Source organism: Helicobacteraceae bacterium, assembly GCA_031258155.1.
Classification (GTDB): Bacteria; Campylobacterota; Campylobacteria; order Campylobacterales; family SZUA-545; genus JAIRNH01.
This window is the reverse complement of sequence record JAIRNH010000045.1, coordinates 1-19,089: the sequence shown is the minus strand read 5'-3', so window position 1 is coordinate 19,089 and position 19,089 is coordinate 1. Positions and strand designations below refer to the sequence as shown.

Annotated in this window: 18 protein-coding genes; 10 read left to right on the top strand and 8 right to left on the bottom strand. The window is 51.6% G+C overall.

The window, feature by feature from the left end; genetic code table 11:
- Positions 1 to 47: 47 nt before the first annotated feature.
- Both LBF86_06110 and LBF86_06105 read left to right on the top strand, forming a co-directional pair.
- Complete coding sequence (locus LBF86_06110) at positions 48 to 1,085, top strand: D-alanine--D-alanine ligase (GenBank protein ID MDR0665076.1); 1,038 nt, start codon at positions 48 to 50, stop codon at positions 1,083 to 1,085.
- Between the two features lie 21 nt (positions 1,086 to 1,106).
- A complete protein-coding gene (locus LBF86_06105; protein ID MDR0665075.1) occupies positions 1,107 to 1,850 on the top strand; it encodes an alpha/beta hydrolase in 744 nt (247 codons plus the stop codon).
- Positions 1,851 to 2,423: 573 nt separating this feature from the next.
- On the opposite strand, the gene LBF86_06100 is transcribed toward LBF86_06105, so the two are convergent.
- Both LBF86_06100 and LBF86_06095 read right to left on the bottom strand, forming a co-directional pair.
- The gene (locus LBF86_06100; protein MDR0665074.1) at positions 2,424 to 3,653 is read right to left on the bottom strand and encodes a glutamate-5-semialdehyde dehydrogenase; all 1,230 of its coding nucleotides are present in this window, start codon (positions 3,651 to 3,653) and stop codon (positions 2,424 to 2,426) included.
- An 8-nt stretch (positions 3,654 to 3,661) separates the two neighbouring features.
- Positions 3,662 to 4,570, bottom strand: a complete 909-nt coding sequence (locus tag LBF86_06095; protein ID MDR0665073.1) for an NAD(P)H-dependent glycerol-3-phosphate dehydrogenase — start codon at positions 4,568 to 4,570, stop codon at positions 3,662 to 3,664.
- An 87-nt stretch (positions 4,571 to 4,657) separates the two neighbouring features.
- Here LBF86_06095 and pyrD point away from each other — a divergent pair, with 87 nt between their 5' ends.
- Genes pyrD through pgsA form a run of 5 tightly spaced genes read left to right on the top strand, consistent with a single transcriptional unit; the run spans position 4,658 to position 9,202 of the window.
- The gene (gene pyrD, locus LBF86_06090; GenBank protein ID MDR0665072.1) at positions 4,658 to 5,719 is read left to right on the top strand and encodes a dihydroorotate dehydrogenase (quinone); all 1,062 of its coding nucleotides are present in this window, start codon (positions 4,658 to 4,660) and stop codon (positions 5,717 to 5,719) included.
- Positions 5,716 to 7,011 (top strand): insulinase family protein, encoded by a 1,296-nt coding sequence (locus LBF86_06085; protein ID MDR0665071.1) that lies wholly within the window; start codon positions 5,716 to 5,718, stop codon positions 7,009 to 7,011. The genes pyrD and LBF86_06085 overlap by 4 nt, the downstream gene beginning before the upstream one ends.
- Positions 7,012 to 7,896: a 4-hydroxy-tetrahydrodipicolinate synthase gene (dapA, locus tag LBF86_06080; protein ID MDR0665070.1), complete on the top strand. Its 885-nt coding sequence runs from the start codon at positions 7,012 to 7,014 to the stop codon at positions 7,894 to 7,896.
- Positions 7,893 to 8,672 (top strand): enoyl-ACP reductase, encoded by a 780-nt coding sequence (locus LBF86_06075; GenBank protein MDR0665069.1) that lies wholly within the window; start codon positions 7,893 to 7,895, stop codon positions 8,670 to 8,672. Before dapA ends, LBF86_06075 begins: the two co-directional genes overlap by 4 nt.
- Entirely contained in the window at positions 8,672 to 9,202 is a 531-nt protein-coding gene (gene pgsA, locus LBF86_06070) for a CDP-diacylglycerol--glycerol-3-phosphate 3-phosphatidyltransferase (protein ID MDR0665068.1), read from the top strand. The genes LBF86_06075 and pgsA overlap by 1 nt, the downstream gene beginning before the upstream one ends.
- A gap of 122 nt (positions 9,203 to 9,324) precedes the next feature.
- Here pgsA and LBF86_06065 read toward each other — a convergent pair whose 3' ends face one another.
- From LBF86_06065 to LBF86_06045, 5 genes are all read right to left on the bottom strand, one after another.
- Positions 9,325 to 10,035, bottom strand: coding sequence for a class I SAM-dependent methyltransferase (locus tag LBF86_06065; protein MDR0665067.1), 711 nt, complete (start codon positions 10,033 to 10,035; stop codon positions 9,325 to 9,327).
- A 74-nt stretch (positions 10,036 to 10,109) separates the two neighbouring features.
- Complete coding sequence (locus LBF86_06060; GenBank protein ID MDR0665066.1) at positions 10,110 to 10,397, bottom strand: ester cyclase; 288 nt, start codon at positions 10,395 to 10,397, stop codon at positions 10,110 to 10,112.
- Between the two features lie 75 nt (positions 10,398 to 10,472).
- Positions 10,473 to 11,564, bottom strand: a complete 1,092-nt coding sequence (locus tag LBF86_06055) for a response regulator (protein MDR0665065.1) — start codon at positions 11,562 to 11,564, stop codon at positions 10,473 to 10,475.
- 8 nt (positions 11,565 to 11,572) lie between these two features.
- Positions 11,573 to 15,235, bottom strand: coding sequence for a transporter substrate-binding domain-containing protein (locus LBF86_06050; GenBank protein MDR0665064.1), 3,663 nt, complete (start codon positions 15,233 to 15,235; stop codon positions 11,573 to 11,575).
- On the bottom strand, positions 15,232 to 15,597 hold the full coding sequence (locus tag LBF86_06045; protein MDR0665063.1) for a hypothetical protein: 366 nt from the start codon (positions 15,595 to 15,597) through the stop codon (positions 15,232 to 15,234). The genes LBF86_06050 and LBF86_06045 overlap by 4 nt, the downstream gene beginning before the upstream one ends.
- 343 nt (positions 15,598 to 15,940) lie before the next feature.
- Between LBF86_06045 and LBF86_06040 the strand changes: the two genes are divergently transcribed.
- The gene (locus tag LBF86_06040) at positions 15,941 to 16,861 is read left to right on the top strand and encodes a tetratricopeptide repeat protein (protein ID MDR0665062.1); all 921 of its coding nucleotides are present in this window, start codon (positions 15,941 to 15,943) and stop codon (positions 16,859 to 16,861) included.
- A 48-nt stretch (positions 16,862 to 16,909) separates the two neighbouring features.
- On the opposite strand, the gene thiE is transcribed toward LBF86_06040, so the two are convergent.
- A complete protein-coding gene (thiE, locus tag LBF86_06035) occupies positions 16,910 to 17,536 on the bottom strand; it encodes a thiamine phosphate synthase (GenBank protein MDR0665061.1) in 627 nt (208 codons plus the stop codon).
- Here thiE and LBF86_06030 point away from each other — a divergent pair.
- On the top strand, positions 17,526 to 17,897 hold the full coding sequence (locus LBF86_06030; protein MDR0665060.1) for an HIT family protein: 372 nt from the start codon (positions 17,526 to 17,528) through the stop codon (positions 17,895 to 17,897). The genes thiE and LBF86_06030 overlap by 11 nt on opposite strands.
- 746 nt (positions 17,898 to 18,643) lie before the next feature.
- Positions 18,644 to 19,089: hypothetical protein (locus LBF86_06025; GenBank protein ID MDR0665059.1), on the top strand; the 446-nt coding region annotated here is incomplete at its 3' end.

Below are 19,089 nucleotides of genomic sequence, written 5' to 3'. Positions count from 1 at the left end.
ACAATTCGCGCTCCAATCACCGAAAACCGATTCGAGAAAGCAAGCAAATGAGAAAGCCTATCATACTATTCGGCGGTCAAAGTTACGAACACGAGATTAGCATCGTTAGCGCGATCTCGCTACACAAAGCGATCAGCGCGCAATGCTCGTTTGTGTTTTTGTCTCCCGATCGCCGCTTTTACTTAATCAACCTAATCGATATGAAAGCCGAGCATTTCGCAAGCGGGCGATATAGGAAAAACACGGAGCTTTTTCTGGCGCGGGGCGGATTTGAGCGCAAAACGCTATTTGGTAGAACGCCAATCGACGGCGACGCGGTGATCAGCGTCGCGCACGGCGCGGACGGCGAGGACGGAAAACTCGCCGCGCTTTTCGAGTTTTACGCCATAGCGTATGTGGGACCTAGATTAGAGGCGTCGGTGTTAAGCTACAACAAACTTTTTACGAAGTTTTTAGCGGCGGCGGCGGGCGTAAAAACATTGCCCTATCAGATAATAAAACGCGGCGATGCGATCGACATACCCTACCCGTTTATCATTAAACCGTTGCGGCTTGGCAGCTCGATCGGCGTATGCGTCGCGAAAAACGAAAGCGAGTTAAGCTATGCGATCGATATGGCGTTTGAGTTTGACGACGAGGCGATTGTGGAGCCGTTTATAGCCGACGTGCGCGAGTATAATCTTGCCGGATGCAAAACGCTTGACGGGTGGCGGCTATCCGTAATCGAGCAACCGCAAAAAAAAGAATTGTTGGATTTCGAGCAAAAGTATCTTGATTTTGCCCGCGAGGGCAAGGTCGAAGAAGCCGCGCTGCCAAACGAAACGGCGGAGGCTTTGCGCGAAACGTTTAAGAAAATCTATTCGCAAGGTTTTGACGGCGCGCTGATCCGTTGCGATTTTTTTGTCGTGAATAACGAGGCGGTATTAAACGAGATCAACCCGATTCCGGGCAGTCTCGCCAACCATCTTTTTGACGATTACGAAACGACGTTAAACGAGCTTATGGACTCTCTGCCGCGCTCTAGACAGATCGCCGTAACCTACAACTATATCCGATCGATTAAAACGGCGAAGGGCAAGCTGTGATCCAAACGCGGGTTATCGGTAGTGGCGATCAGAGCCGTTAAAACGCCGACGGGCGTTTATGAAATATCCTATCTGCTAGAGGGCGCGGCGGATATGCCAAAAGTCGCCGTTTTGCACGGCTGGGGCGCGAACAAAGAGTTGATGAAGAACGCTTTTTCGCGCTATTTTGGCGGTTTTCGGGCGCTATATATCGATCTGCCCGGTTTTGGCGCGAGCAAAAACGATCGCGCTTTGGCGACGAAAGATTACGCGCAAATAATCGCCGCCGCGTTTAACGAGCTGGATTTCGCGCCGAAGGCGATTATAGGGCATAGCTTTGGCGGCAAGATTGCTACCCTGCTCGATCCGCAATTATTGGTCTTGCTTGGCAGCGCGGGTATTCCAAAGCCAAAATCTTTAGCGGTGCGCCTAAAAATCGCGCTGGCTAAACGCATTAAGCGCTTTGGCGCGGGCGCGTTGCGCGATTGGTTTCGCACAAAAGACGCTAGCGGTATGAGCGAAAATATGTATGAAACGCTAAAAATAGTAGTGGACGAGGATTTTTCCGCCGAGTTTGCCAAACGGGATAAACCGACGCTAATTTTCTGGGGCAAAACCGATCGGGCTACGCCGTTAAAAAGCGGCGAGATAATCGCCGAGTTGATCAAAAACAGCGTATTCACTCCGCTTGAAGGCGATCATTTCTTTTTCGCTTCAAACGCCGAAACGATCGCTTCGGCGATCGCGGCGCGTCTGACGGGAGCGGAGCAAGTAGAGGTTTCTTAACAACGTATAGCGTATTTAACGCGCCGCGACTAAAGCGTATGGAAATCTTGCTATTTCTGCTCCTCCGCTATTTCCGCGCAAGCGAGAATCCATAACAACGAACATCAAAAGATGGATTCCCGCCGAAGGCGTGAAAGACGGATTTCTGTATTTTGCAAAGTCTTACAGGGATGGATTCCCGCATTCCTTTGCGATTACGAAGCGCGCGCGCTTGCTCCGCGCGAGTATAACAGGTATAACAAGATCAGTCCAATGGTCGCGATCCGCAATAGAGAAATAGCTAGACAAAAGTAATTTCTTACGGATTGCGAGACTGTATCTTAGCAATACCGACAAAACCATAAACGGCGAATACCGCTTTGCTACCGTTAGGCGAGTTCTATTTCCTAGTCAAAAACATATGGAAAGCCGCGCGTATGAAAAGCGCAAGCGCTATTGGGAGGGAAGTTTATGGGATACTCCGCCGCTTTGCCTCGCAAGTAACGCGATCTCGCGCTTTATCGCCGCAGCAACTAACGCGCCTATGCGATCAAAGTCGCGCTATCTTTGTTTGGCGCAAGCGCCTCGCATAGATTACTCTCTTATCTGTCCGTCGCCGTAGATTAGATATTTATAGGTCGTTAGCTCCCTAATTCCCATAGGTCCGCGCGCGTGAAACTTGTTTGTGCTGATTCCAACCTCCGCGCCAAAGCCAAATTTGCCGCCGTCGGTAAAGCGCGTGGAGGCGTTGGCATAGACGCACGCCGCGTCGATTTCGCGCAAAAACCTCTCGATCGCGCCGTGATCGCGCGCGATAATGGCTTCGCTGTGCGCCGATCCGTAGGTTTGAATATGCGCTATCGCTTCATCGATCCCGCCGATCGTTTTTACCGATAGGATATTGTCTAAATACTCCGTCGCCCAATCCGTTTCGTCCGCCGTTTTCACGTCGATGATTGCGCTGGTTTTTTCGCAACCGCGAAGCTCTACGCCGCGCAGATCAAACGCCGCTTTAAGTTTTGGCAGAAACGCCGCGGCGATCGCCTCGTCGATTAGCAACGTTTCGATCGCGTTGCACGCGCTGGGCTTTTGAACTTTGGCGTTGATCGCCACGCTCTCGGCTTTGTCATACTCGGCGCTTTCGTGTAGGTAGAGATGGCATACCCCTTTATCATGCTTAACGACGGGAACGGTAGCGTTTTGAGAGACCAATTTTATCAGCGCCTCGCCGCCGCGCGGGACGATCAGATCGATGTATTTATCCTGCCTGACAAGCCATTTGACCGCTTCGCGGGAGCTATCGGGCAGTAGGGCGATCGCCTCTTTGGGCAGTCGGTTTTTCTCTAATACGCCCTGCAAAACGCCTACGATCGCCGCGGAGCTGCGCGCCGCCTCCTTGCCGCTTTTTAGTATCGCGGCGTTGGCGGACTTAAAACATAGCGCGGCTACGTCCGCCGTAACGTTCGGACGCGACTCGTAAATCACGCCCACGACTCCGATCGCCGCGGATACTTTCTCGATTTTTAAGTTATCTTCGGTAATCCAACCCTCTATCACCGCGCCGATAGGATCGCGCAAAGCGGCAATCTCTTTCAAACCCTTTACAATCTCCAAAACGCGCTTGTCGTTTAGTTCCAATCGATCGCGCATAGCGTTTGAGAGATCGGCGCCGTTACGCATATCTATCCCGTTTGCCTCTAAGATCGCCGCCTTGTTCGCCTCGATCGCGTTTGCCATCTCGTCTATTAGCGCCGCTCTAGTTTTGCCGTCAAGTTTCGCGACGACCCTCGAAGCCCCTTTTACTTTTTGCAAAAACAGAGTCATCTCGTCCACTAAAACTCCTTTTCGTTGGCGCGAATCAACAAAGACTCGACGCTCGCCGACGGATCGCCGCCGTCAAATAGCTTAGCCACCTCGTTTGCTATCGGCGTGTATAGCTTGTTGTCGGCGGCTAACTTTACGATCGCGCGGGCGGTAGGCACGCCCTCCGCCACTTCGCCCAACTCGTTCAAGACGCTTTCTAGCGTCCGCTTTTGTCCGAGCGCGAATCCGACGCGATAGTTTCGGCTTAGCGCGCTTGTGGCGGTGAGCGTCAAATCTCCTACGCCCGCCAAGCCCAAGAAAGTCTCCAAGTTCGCGCCAAAAAACAGACCAAACCGCGTCATTTCGGCAAGCCCGCGCGTAATTAGGGCGGCTCTGGCGTTCGCGCCTAGCTCCAAACTAGCGCAGGTTCCGGCGGCGATCGCGATAACGTTTTTATACGCGCCCGCTATCTCCGCGCCGATTACGTCGGAGGATCGGTAGGTTTTTATCCAATTTGGAAAACAGCGCGTAAAGGTCGCGGCGGTTTCGTCCGATATGGAGGCGATAGTCAGCGCGGCGGGTAGTTTTTTGGAAATCTCCGCCGCAAAGCCCGGTCCGCTTAAAAACGCCGCGTTCTCGCGCGGCGCGAAATCGGCGTATATTTCGTTGAGAAATTTGCCGCTTTGCGTGTCGATTCCCTTGCTTGCCACAAGGATTTTCTGCCCTTTGAACCGAAAGCGCTCTTTAAGCCACTCGCGCGTGGCTTGAACGCTAATAGCCATAACCAATAAAGGCGCCTCCAGCGCGGCTTCGACGCTGACCATATTGGGCAAATCCCGCTGAACGCGAGAGGCGACGCCAACCTCTACTTTGCCGTCGAGGAACGCCGTTTGTAGCGCCTGCCCCCATTTACCGCCTCCGATGATCGCAACTCGCACGATTACCTCCCGTTAAGATAGCGGATTGTAGCGCGTTGCGGTTTAGCGGCGATTGGTTACAATCCCTAGAAAATAGGCGGTATCCGTTTGAGTCTCGATTACTCCGCGCTTCGCAACATACTTTTTAGGTTGCCGCCCGAAGGGGCGCATACGTTTGCGGAGTTTGCTTTGCGCGGCGCGGAAAAGATTCCTTTCGCGCTTGGCGCGATCGCCAATCGTTACGCAGCGATTGATCTATCGCTAAAACAAACGCTGTTTGGCTTGGATTTTCATAATCCGTTCGGCGTCGCGGCGGGATTTGATAAAAACGCGACGATGATTAGACCGCTTGCCGCGCTTGGCTTTGGGTTTATAGAGGTTGGCTCGATCACGCCAAAACCGCAAAGCGGCAATCCAAAACCGCGCTTGTGGCGGCATATCGAGCGTAGATCGCTACAAAACGCGATGGGTTTCAACAACGACGGACTAGACGCGGTTTTAGCGCGCGTCAAAACTCTAACGCCGTTTGCGATCCCAATCGGCGTTAATCTCGGTAAAAACAAAACGACGGCGAATGAAAAAGCGCTTGAGGACTACGAGATCGGCGTTAAAAAAGCCGCCCTAGTAGCCGACTATCTGGCGTTTAATCTTAGTTCGCCCAATACGCCCAATCTGCGCGATCTGCAAAGCGAATCGTTTATCCGCGATCTGTTTGCTATGGCGCGATCGATTACGCAAAAGCCCGCGTTCTTAAAAATAGCGCCCGATCTGAGCGCCAAAGAGGCGATTGCGCTTTCAGTCGCGGCGATCGATAGCGGCTCAAGCGGGATTATCGCCGCCAACACCACAAACGACTATTCGCTGATAGCCGGTAGCGAGCCAAACGGCGGCGGGTTAAGCGGCGCTTGTTTGAGCGAAAAATCCCGCGAGTTTTTCAAAGCGATCGCAAAAGAGCTTTTTGGCAAAACGACGCTGATTAGTTCTGGCGGGATTATGGACGCGAGCGAGGCGTGGCTTAGAATTAAGCTAGGCGCGAGTTTGATTCAGGGCTTTACCGGATTTATTTACGGCGGCGCGGCGTTTGCAAAAACCGTCAATAGCAAAATCGCCGAAAAAATAAAAGCCGAAGGGTTTGCAAACGTCTCGGAGGCGGTTGGAAGCGCGTTATGAGATTTTCAGCGATAATTATGATTTTTGTAGGAGCGTTAATGGCTGGTAGTTTGCCAAACATAGAGATTCAAACGTTAGAAAATAATCTTACCGTCGCCGCGATCGAAACAAAGAACGGATCGGGCGTCGTAAGCGCGGACGTTTTCTACAAGGTCGGCAGTAGAAACGAGGTTATGGGCAAGAGCGGGATCGCGCATATGTTAGAGCATATGAATTTCAAAAGCTCCAAAAACTTAGCCGCCGGCGAGTTTGATCGGATCGTCAAAAGTTACGGCGGCGTTACCAACGCCTCCACAGGCTTTGATTACACGCATTACTTTATCAAAAGCGCGTCGCCAAATATCGATAAAAGTTTAGAGCTGTTAGCGGAACTGATGGCGAACCTAAGTTTAAAGGACGAGGAGTTTCAACCCGAAAGAAACGTCGTAGCCGAAGAGCGCCGCTGGCGCACGGAAAACTCGCCCTTTGGCGCGATGTATTTCGAGCTGTTTAATTTAGCCTATCAGTATCACCCGTATCATTGGACGCCGATCGGCTTTGCGGGCGATATAGAGAGCTGGTCGATCGACGATATAAGGGCGTTTCATAGCGCGTGGTATCAGCCGCAAAACGCCGTTTTGCTCGTTGCGGGCGATTTCAATTCAAGCGAACTGTTCAAGCTCGCTCAAAAGCGTTTTGGCGGCATAAAAAACGGCGCAAAATTAGCGAATATAACCATAACCGAGCCTGAACAACGCGGCGCGAGGCGATCGGAGATTAAAAGAGAGAGCGAAGTCGAAATGCTGATGATCGCGTGGAAAATACCCGCCTTTAATCACCCCGATATAGCGCCGTTAAACGCGCTGGCGTATATGCTTAGCGAAGGGCAAAGCTCGCGTTTGCAGGCAAAGTTGATAGATAAGTTGCGACTAGTAAATTCTATAAGCGCCTATACGATGGAGTTTAGCGATCCGGGTCTGTTTATCATAGCCGCCGTTTGTAATCCCAACGTTAAAGCCGAGCGCGTGGAAAAAGAGATTTTGTCTGAAATCGCCGCCGCGCAACAAAAGCGCCCTACGCAAAAAGAGGTCGATAAAATCAAGACGCTCGCGCGAAGCGAGTTCGTCAGATCGCTAGAAGGAAGCGATTCGCTCGCTAGGATATTTGGCGATTACCTTATCAGAGGCGATCTAAAACCGCTTTTAACTTACGAGGAATCGATAGAGAAGCTAGAAGCAAAAGCGATACAATCGGCGGCGCTGAACTATCTGAACGCCGATCGTTCGACGACTATTATATTAAGGAGCAAATAGATGATCGATGGGTTAATCACCGCTATTGTCACGCCGTTTAGAGGCGGCGAGGTCGATTTTAATCAATACGAAAAGCTGATCAAGCGTCAGATAGCAAACGGCGCGCGCGGTATTGTTTCCGTCGGCACGACGGGCGAGAGCGCCACGTTAAGCCACGCCGAACACAGAGAGTGCGTCGAAGCGGCGATCGCCGTCTGCAAAAACACCGACGTCAAAGTCGTGGCGAGCGCGGGCAGCAACTCCACGCGCGAGGCTATCGATCTGGCGAAATTCTCCCAAAAGTCGGGCGCGGACGCTATTTTATGCGTTACGCCTTACTATAACAAGCCGACGCAAGAGGGGTTGTATCAGCATTATAAAGCGATCGCCGAATCGATCGAGATTCCGATTATTCTCTACAACGTGCCTTCGCGCACGGGCGCGGATATTTTGCCGCAGACGGTTTGTCGTTTAGCCGACGATCTGAAAAATATCATAGGGATCAAGGAGGCTACGGGGCTTGTAGAGCGCGCGATCGCTATCGGCGCGGCAAAGCCCGATTTTGCGATCTATAGCGGCGACGACGCGATCAACTATCCGATTATGGCAAACGGGGGCAGGGGGGCGATCAGCGTTACGGGCAATCTACTGCCCGATCTGGTCGCCTCGTGTCTCGATAGCGCGCTTGAGGGCGATTACGCTACGTCAAAAAAGTTAAGCGACAAACTTTACGCCATAAACAAAGCGCTGTTTTTGGAAAGCAACCCGATCCCAATCAAAGCGGCGATGTTCGCAAGCGGTTTGCTCGACGCGCTCGAATATCGTTTGCCGCTTGTCGCGCCTAGCGCGGAGACTATGGCGCAGCTAGAGCGGGTATTAAAAAATTACGAGACGAAAGGGTTTTGATGTCGGAGTTTAAGGGGAAAACTCTCGTGTTAAGCGGGGGAACGCGCGGCATAGGCAGGGCGATTATTACCAAGTTTGCGCAAAACGGAGCGAACATAGCTTTTACTTACAATAGCAACGAGGACGAAGCCAAAGCGATAGCGAACGAGTTTGAAAAAACGCATAAGATCAAAGCTCGCTACTATAAGCTCGACATACTAGAACCCGAAACCTATAAAGCGGCGTTTGAAGAGATAGACAAGGATTTTGAAACGATCGATTTCTTTATCTCCAGCGCGATCATATCGGGTCGCCCCGTGGTCGGCGGTTTCGCGCCGTTTATGCGCCTTAAACCCAAAGGGCTAAACAATATCTATACGGCGACCGTATTGGCGTTTGTGATTGGCGCGCAAGAAGCGGCGAAGCGAATAGAAAAAAGCGGCGGCGGCTCTATCGTGGCGATCAGCTCCACGGGCAACCTCGTGCATACCGAAAACTACGCCGGACACGGAACGAGCAAAGCCGCGCTGGAGATTATGGTCAAATACGCCGCCGTTGAACTAGCGAGCAAGAACATTCGCGTCAACGCGCTTTCGGGCGGACCTATCGAAACCGACGCTTTGCGTAAATTCCCCAACTACGAGGAGATGAAAGCGGCTACGATCGCTAGGACGCCGCTTGGCAGAATGGGACAGCCGAACGATATGGCGGGCGCGGCGCTGTTTTTGTGTTCCAAAGATAGCTATTGGATCAACGCGCAGACGATTATTGCCGACGGCGGCAGCTCCTTTACCTGATGAATCTGCCTAATTTTTTAGCGTGGGCGCGGATTTTCGCCGCGCCGCTTATTTTTTTGGCGCTGGTAAATCGCGATCTGTTCGGCGATATACATTTCACATGGCTTGATTATTTCGCGGGCTTGCTGTTTGCTTTCGCGGCGATCACCGATTTTTTTGACGGTATGATCGCGCGATTGTTCAATCAAGCCACAAAACTAGGCTCGATCTTAGACCCGCTTGCGGATAAACTGCTTATGCTTTCGGCGTTTTTGGGTTTGGCGCTTACCGCTCGCGCGAACGCTTGGGCGGTTTTTATTATTTTAGGGCGGGAGTTTTTCATCACGGGGCTTCGCGTCGTCGCGGCGGCGGAGGGCAAAGCGGTGGGAGCGTCCAATCTAGGCAAATGGAAAACGGGCGCGCAGATCGCCGCGTGTATCGCGTTGATAGTCGATTGGTTCCCCTATTTGGGCGATACGCTACTCTGGATCGCGGTCGTTATGACGGCGTGGTCTGGCGTAGAATACGTCAAGGAATATACGAAACTATAATCTCGTTCGGCGACGGAGATCGCTGTTTAATACGTTAATTTATTCTAAGGCGCAGCAACATAGCTCTTTTTTATCATCGACGACTTTCATCGCGATTTTAGTATATAACTTTAGTCTTTTTGCTAGTATTTTTCTTGCGTCGGTAAAAAAACGCGCTCCTCTATTAACGTTGTTTCGGTTCTCTTTGAAAATGCTACGCTATCGTCAATGTAAAAATAGACGGGCGCGTCGGTATTTCCGGTTTTTTTCACATACTTATTCGCGTATTTAATACCTGTTTTATTAGTCGCGTCAAATATTAGCTCGGCGTTTAAGAAACTCTTTTTTAGATCGCAAATAAATTGGACTATCTTATCCTCTTTGAAGTATTGAAAAACGCCGTAGGCGACAAGCAGCGTCGGAAGCGATTTGTCAATCCGTTTCGCCCAATGCATATCGAATATATCGCCGGCGATTAACAGATCGTTGGTTTGTTCGCCCAATATCATGCCTCTTGCGGCGATTACGTCGGACAGATCAATTTCATAAAAAGTCGCCGTTTGATCGTTTAAGCGATAATACGCCGTTTCAAATCCGGCGCCGAGATAGACTATATTGCTTTTAGCGTTTTTACTAATAAACGCTTTTACCATCGAGTCAAGGTTGTAATATCTCGCGACGGAAGCTATAAACGAGTATTCAGAGGATTTTTTTAGTATGGCGTCGCTTGGAATATATTTTTCTAATAATAAGGCTTTTTCATCAAAAAAGTATTCGGGAAATTTTTTTGACACAAATACGCGCGCCGCTAAGGGAATAAACAGCGTATCGGACACGCCTCGCAATTTACTCATAACTATTGCCTCTTTATTAATCGAGCGAAAAGTTTTGTTATCGCGCTAAAGTTGCGATTCAATAGCCGCCTTATCTATAATTGACCATACTTTAATGATTTTTCCTTTTCGGAATTCATAGAATATATTTTCGCCATAGGCGAGCAATCGAACGATAAACGACTTGCTATATAACGCCCGTCAGAAACCAATAGTTGAATGTTGAAGTAAAGATCGGGAATGTCGTAAAAATCTTTTTCCAGCATTTTGCGATAACCAGATAATCCTATCCGCTTATCATTATAGTATATATTATTATCAACATAGCGCTCCAGTTTTTGCCAATCTTGCCGGTTCAAACAAGCAATATAATTTCGGTATATATCGGAGAGTTCTATTTTGACCGCAATAATTATCTTCTCCTTCCATAACGTTCGGCTATATGCGGCGATCGGCGATTAGCGCAATAACGACGCGTTCCGTTCGTTTTCGACGATCTGCGTGAAACCGCCGACCGCCTTGCGAAATATCTCTATCAGCGACGGGTCGAAATGCGTTCCGCCGCCTCCGATAATGATGCGCGCCGCCTTTTTAGTATCAAACGACGGCTTATAGGGACGTTGAGAGATCAGCGCGTCATATACGTCGGCGATCGCCATCAGCCGCCCCTCCAACGGAATGTCGGCGCCGCTTAGCCCCAGCGGATAGCCGCTTCCGTCCCATTTCTCGTGGTGCGTGGCGATAAATGTTCTAGCGTGGCGCAAGAAGGCGTGTTCCGCCGTTTTTCGTTCGATTTTCTCAATAATACGAAGACCGATCTTCACATGCGTTTTCATTACGGCAAACTCTTTCGCCGTCAGTTTCCCCGGTTTATTTAAGATGGCGTCGTTGATCGCGATCTTGCCCACGTCGTGCAGTTGCGAGGAGGCAAGCAAAAGGTCCATATCCCACGCCAAAACCTGCTCTCGATAAATGCCTTCGCGCTTTAGCGTCTCGATCAGCAAGCGCAGATACTCCCGCGTGCGGTTAATATGCCCGCCGGTTACGTCGTCGCGGAACTCGACCAGATCGGCTACCGTCCCCAACGCCAAATTTTGCAACTCGATAATATGCCCGCTTTGCTGACGCACCCGACCCTGCAAGTCGGCGTTATACAGCGCAAGCTCTTTCTTTTGAAGGGCGGTAAGCAGATGATTTTCGATTCGTTTCAGCAGTAGCGGCGCGGAAAACGGCTTGAACACATAGTCGATCGCGCCAAGACTTAGACCCTCTAGTTCGCTGCCTTCGTCCCTCCTGACGGTAACGAAGATCACGGGAATTGCGGCTAGACGCTTGTCTAATTGGAGGCGGCGCATCGCCTCGTAACCGTTCATTTGGGGCATCTCTATATCAAGGAGGATCAGGTCTGGAATAACATGCTCTAGCGTTTCAAAGAGTTTAGCCGCCGAAGGCAGGGGATAGACCTCGTAGCGGTCCTTGAGCATATTTTTGCCCATAATCAGATTGGACATATCGTCGTCCACAAACATAATTTTCGGTCGCTTTTCCATCATTTATCCTATGTTCGCCGTCGCTCGGCGCTTGAGCGCTTACGCGCGGTCGCGTTTTGCGTCTCAAGTTTCGCTAACTCGTCCGCTATGCGTCGCAGTTCCGTCGCGCGCGCCTGTTCTCGTAGCCAGACGATCAAATCCTGTCCGTTTCGATAGCGAAAGGCTTCCAACTCTTCCAACGCCGCGTCCGCCGCGTCCATATCGTAAGCGGCGCAAGCCGTTTTAAGCCTTGAAAGCGTCGCCGCGTCTGGCGCGTCTTTAAGCGGTTTTTCCGTATCGCCGTCGGTTTTCGCCAGCAGATTAGAAATGTTTGAGATCAGTCGTTCCGCGCGCTCTAAACACTCCAAGTTGCGCTTAGCGATAAAGGCGCGATCGCCGCTCCTCGCCGCCGCCTCTAGTTCAACCGCCTTTTGTCCGATCGCCGTCGCGCCAATGCCCTGACTGCCGCCGCAAATGGCGTGAATGGCGGCGATATACTCCGCTAATCCATCTTCGGAGACCGCGCGCGCCTTTTTCAGCAGATCGGGCGCGCGCCTGACAAAGGATTCCAACGCTTGCCGATACGCTTTTGTATCGCCCGATAGCCGATCTAGAGCGCTTTTTACGTCCAGATCGGGAATATTCGCGTCGCTCAGAAGCGACGCTTGCGCCGTTTGCGCGCCGCCATCCTTAGCGGTTTGCATACGATCGATTTGCGTCTGCGCCTTTTCTAGCGCCTTGTTGCGGACAAAGCGCTGAATAACCGCGTCCAGCCGCAACATATCGATCGGCTTGGCGATAAACGCCTGAAAACCCTTTTCTAAAAATCGCTGCTCGTTGCCAGAGATAACGTTGGCGGTAAGCGCGACGACGGGAATTGTCGCCGCGTATTTTGTGCCGATGGCGCGAATCCTTTGCAACGCCTCTACGCCGTCCATATTGGGCATCATGTGATCCATAAAAATAGCGTCGTAGCGCGTCTGCCCCGCGCGCACCAGTTCGATCGCCTGCTGACCGCTGGTTACGCAATCAATCCGCATTCCGTAGGGCTTCATCATACCCGTGGCGACGTCCAGATTGCTTTCCACGTCGTCAACTACCAGCACGCGCGCGTAGTTTAGGCGAGGATAGACGATTTGCGGGCAATGCGATCTGTCTCTAACGCCGCGCTGGAACTGCCGTATCTCCCGCGCCAGCTCGGCGCCGATCGGCTCCGCGCCTACGGAGTCCTGCCGAATGCGCACGGAAAAGGTCGAGCCTTTGCCGTATTCGCTCTCCACCGTTAGATCGCCGTCCATAAGCCTCGCCATATTCAAGGCGATAGACAAACCAAGTCCGGCGCCCTCGATATGACGGACGGAATCGGCATTCACCTGATTGTAATCGGTGAAAATCTTGTCCAGATTTTCCGGACGAATGCCGATGCCGGTATCCCGCACCGAGGAGATCAGCCAGATAGAATCGCCTTCTTGCGCCCACGAAAGCCGCCATTCCACTTCGCCGCCCTCCGTGTATTTGAAGGCGTTGGAGAGCAGATTGTTGAAAATCTGACGCACGCGCAGATCGTCGCCGCGCAGGCGGCTTGGCAAGGTTTCATCTACCGTTATGTTAAACGAGATGGATTTGCTGCCTCGTCTGACGACGTTCATAACGGCGATGTCGTTGATAAGGCTTGGGGTGTCGTATTCCACGGGCGAAAGCTCGAAACGTCCCGCCTCGATCTTGGAAATATCAAGCACGTCGTTGGCGAGGGCGAGCAGGGTGAGTCCCGCGTCGCGGACGTTTTCTACGTTTCGCCGCTCGGTCGCGTCCTTGCCTTCGGAGAGAATCATTCCTGAAAGACCGATAATGGCGTTCAGAGGGATACGCATATCGTGGCTCATGCGGGCGAGAAAATGGCTTTTGGCTTCGGACGCGGCTTCGGTAACTTTCACCTGCTCCGCCAGCTCGCGGGTGCGTTCGGCGACCAGCGCGCGCAGGCGGTTGCCCTCGCGGCGGCGCTGAAAGAGCAACAACGTTAGGAGCGCGATAACAAGCAGCATAAAGAAGCTGGCGCTGCCCAGCAAAATGGCGCGCGTTTGCGCGTCCGCGCTTTGATAGTCGAAGATCGAGTATTCCCACCGCCTGACGATACTCTGCGTATCGACTAGCGCCTGCGCCTTGCTGATAATGCCGCGCAAATCCTCCTGCTCCTTGCTAAAACCAAAGCCGGTGCGCAGCGGCTCCTCAAAGACCATATTGATCTTGAAATTAGTTCGTTTCAAAAAATTGGTTATGTAGGAAAAGTGCAACTGGCTCAGCATAAGAAGATCGATTCTGCCTGCCTCTAGCGCCTCGAACTCTTCGTATTGGGAGCTAAAATGCACCGTATTGGTATGACTTGGAAACCACTGCTGAAAGACTTCTGAAAACATAGAGTCTTGCAGGAGTCCGACGCGGTGATAAAGCACTTCGTCGTGCCTAAGATTCCTAAGACCGCTCTCCGAGACGAGCGCGTAATGATCCAACATATAGGGCTTGTCGGCGAATATAAAATCTTTGGCGCGGATTTCGTTGTAACCTACGTCTAGCAACATCGGCGCGTCTGGATCGCCGCTCCTCAACATTTTCAGCAGGAGCGGCCAGTTGTCTTTAGCGAACTCGACCGGTCGAAACGTAAGACCGGTGATCTCGCTGATTTCGGCGAGAATATCGAAGGCGACTCCGTCCCAGCGTTCTTCGTTGTCGTTGTAAAACTCGACGGGGTAATTGGTGGGGCTGGCGCCGATGGGAATGGGAATGCCAGATTGCAGGCGTCTTTCATAATAGCCGCGCTCGCTTTCGCTCAGGCTCTCTAAGAAGACTTTATGGTAGAACCGTATTTCGCCGCGCCGATGTAGCTCATGGACGTATGCCATAGCCTTTCTATCGGAAAAAATCCTGTTAAGGACGTTGATGATCGGGGCAAGCTCCGCTCCCGCGGTGGCTATGGATACGCGCTTATACATAAGGGGGCGGAAAACGTTGACGGCGACGTCCGGTTCCCTCGCGAACATCTCGGCGCGGGCGCCGTCTGTGATGAACGCGTCGAGTTCTCCCCGACGAAGCATATCGGCGACTCGCGCTCTGTCGTCGAGCATGGTTACGCTTAGATTGTCGCCGTAGCGCTTGCGCAGATACGGCATGACCAGCAAGTGCGCGGTGGAGTTGCGCAGGAAGGCTACGCGCGGCGGATCGCGAGAGGACGGATCGTCAAAAGGCGCGTCGGCAAAACGGGCGACGAATTTAATAGGGCGCTCCGTGAAGGGTCTGCTCATCAAAAAATCTTGCGCGCGCGGACCGCCGGACGTGAAATCGCCGGTAAAACTTATGGCGCCGCTTCTAACGCCGCTTGCCAAATCCGTCCATGAATAGATTTTCAACTCGAACGGAACGCCAAAAAGCTCGCTAAGCCACTCGGCGATCAGCGCGGAGTAGCCGTCTAGCGATCCGTCGTCTTGGTAAAAACATTCGGAGCTTTCCAACATGCCGTAAATAAAGGATTTGCGATTGGCAAGCGCCTTTTCAACCGCTAGAATTTCCGCTTGCGTAACGCCCGGAATATCGCGAAAGGAGGCGTAGGGGGCGGTTTCGGTCGTTTCCGCCGCCTCGATCGCGGCGGAAAAGAAGACTATCGCCGATAAAATTAACGTCAAAAAAAGAAAACGTTTCATCTTTGCCCGCCGCCGATCGCAAACCCTTCCGTTTTTCTCGTCGTCCGTATCCCGTCGGTAAACATACGCGTCGTTAAGAATTTGAAATCCGCGAAATCGCGCGGGGAGGATACCCGCGATTCGTCCCGCCGTAAAATACCGCCGGTTACAAACAAGAAACGTCGGCGGATTTCACGCCGTTTATCAAAACTCTTTTTCTCGTATCGATCGGCGATACGAGCCTCCGTTTTGCCGTTAGAGACGCTAAAGTCTGTCGCTGGCGCCGTATCTCCACCTTCGTCCGCTTGCGAGACAATTTTTTGAAAGGAGCGCGGTAGAGCGCCTTTATAAAATACGAACGTCTTGCGTAAAAACAGGCTCATATCAACGCTTATTCCTAATACATACGTATATTTTGTTGACCAATGCTATTATGCGCCGTTTCTCCTGAGAGTTTCGCGCGATCGCGCCCAGCTAGAAAAGTATTCTTTGCGGGAGAAAGATAATTTTCGGCGATTCAAACCGCCTCTTAAGCGAGGTTAAGCTAGGTTCCGACGCATAGGCTGGCGATCTAAAAAACGGCGTTGCGAGCCATGGCGGCGCTAATCGAAAAGAGGCTAAACTTTTGCGCGTTTAGCCTGAGATTTGAAAACCAAAAGAGCGATCGGGCGAAACGGCGGTCGATACGCGCTAGAAAACCGCAATCGCGTTTGCAAGGAAGAAGCGATGAGAGCTTTGATTTTTTTATCTCTGATTACCACGATTGTTTTTGCGACCGATCAGGCGATCGAACGTTACGAAAGCGCCCAAAAAGCGTTTGAGCGAGGCGAGTATAACAAGGCGATCGACGATTATTCGGCGGCGATCAAGCTAAATCCAAACGCGCCGGTAATCTATAACGCCAGAGGGATCGCCTACTTTAACTTAAACGATCAAACAAAAGCGATCGAGGATTTCAATAAGGCGCTCTCGCTTGATTCCAAATACGCGGACGCTCGCTATAATCTCGCCAACGCCTACTACCAATTAAACGATTACAAAAAGGCGATCGAGGGCTACGATCAGGCGATCAAACTCGATCCAAAACGCGCCGAAGCCTACTATAATCGCGGCGCGGCGTATTTGGTCTTAAAAGAGGCTAACAAGGCGATTGAGAGTTACGATCAGGCGATCCAACTAAAGCCAAACTCCGCGCGGGCTTACTACGCTCGCGGCGAGGCGTATAGGGTTTTGGGCGATTTACACAAAGCGTTAGAGGATTTCGATCGGGCGATCAAGCTCGATCCAAAACACGCCAAAGCCTACGGCGCGCGCGGCGCCACTCGCGCTAATCTAAACGACAATAAAGCGGCGATCGCGGATTATGATCGGGCTATCGAGCTTGATCCAAACTCGGCGCTAACTCATTACTACCGCGCGAGCGCTTATCATCAATTAGGCGATCTAAAAAAGGCGATCGAGGGCTACGATCGCTCGTTGGCGCTCGATCCAACTTACGCTCGCGCTTATAGCAATCGCGGCAGCGCTTACGGACAGTTAAATAGCCTGCCACAAGCCGCTTCGGACGCGAAAAAAGCGTGCGAGCTAGGCGATTGCAAATTATTGGAGTTTATGAGAAAAAACGAATACCTGCTCATATATCTTTAGCCTAAAGCGTCGTTTAATAAACGGCGAGAATAGGGGAGGGCGCGCCGTTTATAGCCACAACGCGGCAAACGCTTTGGCTTGTTTTTGCGGATCGCCCGCGCGCCACAGATCGCTTACGACGGCTAACATATCCGCGCCGAGCGCGATTAACCGCGCCGCGTTTTCGGTTGTAACGCCTCCAATCGCGCAGACAGGTATGCGCAGGAACTTTTTTGCCTCGCCGAAAATAGCGCGATCTATAACCGCCGCGTTCGGTTTTGTCGCGGAGCTAAAACACGCGCCAAACGAAACGTAGTTTGCGCCGCCGTTTTGAGCCGTTTTCGCGCGATTTAGGTCGCCGTAACAAGAGACGCCTATGATCGCCTCGCCGCCTAAAGCCGCTCTCGCCGCCCAAAGCGCCCGATCGCTCGCGCCTATATGAACGCCGTCCGCGATTTTGGCAAGTTCGAGCCGATCGTTTATAATGAGTTTCGCCTCGTAGCGTTCGCACAGCCGCCGCAAAGCGCCCGCAAGCGGCGTCAACTCCTCGTCGCTATGGCGTTTATCGCGTAGCTGAAAAAGTTTAGCGCCGCCCTTTAGCGCCGCTTCCGCTTGCGCCAACACGCTTTCGCGCGGCGTTAACATATCGTCGCTAACGGCGTATAATCCGCGTAAAGGAGTCTCAATGTTTTTCAATGCTAAAAACCTTTATATCGAGTGGCATGACCAAGCGATCCCATGGCTAAAGATATTTGCCTCCGAGCCTTGCAAAGAGCTAACCGACTGCTCCGAGCAAACGCTCGCCGATCTATGGCGAGCGGTTTTGATTTGCGAAAGAGCGATGCGCGAACATTATAAACCGAGCAAAATTAATGTCGCGTCTTTCGGCAATCGGCTACCTAGAGTTCATATTCATATTATGGCGCGTTTTGACGACGATAGCCATTTTCCCGAACCAATGTGGGGCAAACGCCAAAGAGCTGATCGCGTTTTCGATACGGATCGAACCGCTTTTGAAGCGAAACTGATAGACGCTTTAACAAGAGCGGGCTTTTAGCCGCGGCGCGTTATGCTAATCGGGCGTTAATTCGAATCCGCGCCGCGCTTTTTATTGGCTCGCCGAAAGCCGCCGCATGTTTGAGGCAGATCGCCGGAGCAATCGAAATACGTCCTTTCCCGTCATTCCCGCGAAGCGCCCAGATTACGCGGGATTGAGATAGCGGAGATTGCCGATATTCCTTTCATACCCGCGCGAAGCGATAAAAGCGCAAACGCTTCATAATCGCGGAAGAAGGCGGGTATCCATCTCTTTCAAACAATCATGGCGCAAGCGCGTTGCATAGGTTTTAACTTTTTATGGATTCCCGCTTTCGTAGGAATGACGTAGGGGGAGATGGCTTCCCGCCTTCCCGCGCGCCTTACGCTCCCATCAAAGCGGGCGTTTCGTGGAAATGACGGGAAAGACGCGGCGCAGATTGAAAGATCGGCGGCGGTTGGTTTGCCGTTTGGTAGTTTTGTAGCGCTACTTAATCCTTACGATACGCTGATCGTTATTCCTGAGCGGAGCGATAGGGCGGTTTGTCCGTCGTTTTTACGCGCGCGCTAACCTCGCTTTATTTTTGCATCATTACAAGTCGGCTTGGTCTAGATAGCATTGTCTTTAGCGATACCTTTAGCGAGGTTCGGTCGCGTTATTGCCCCAAAACAGGCTAGACGTTATTTGCTTTTTAATATCGCGATCGGATTTAAGTTAGAGATAGTTATTATCCCAGAGCTTTATTTGAAGTCATAAAGGAATTTGCTATGCTATCGTCCTTTTTGCGAAAGATCAGTATAACGAAATCTAAATCAATCTGTGATCGCGAATTGTTAAACTCGTCGCCGACGGATAACGATCAATCGCTTTTAACTAAAGCGATAGTTTTAGCGCCGCTTAAAAAACTATTTCCTATCTCTACTAAACTATTAACGATCGCGCTTGTTGCGTTTGCTCTGAACGCCTATAGCGAAGGTTCGGACGACAAAGGAAGCGATAAGCGCGAAGTTAAATTCAAAGCTATCGCCGCCGGCGATCTTCGCTCTCTCGCGCTATCAAAGGACGGCAAGGTTTATGTCGCTGGTTCTAACAGGTTTGGTCAGCTTGGTTTAGGCGATAGCGATCATGAAACTAATCGCCATACCTTTACAGAGGTTACAAGTTTAAGCGCTAAAACCATTGTCGCTATATCTGTCGGCGGCTTTCACTCCCT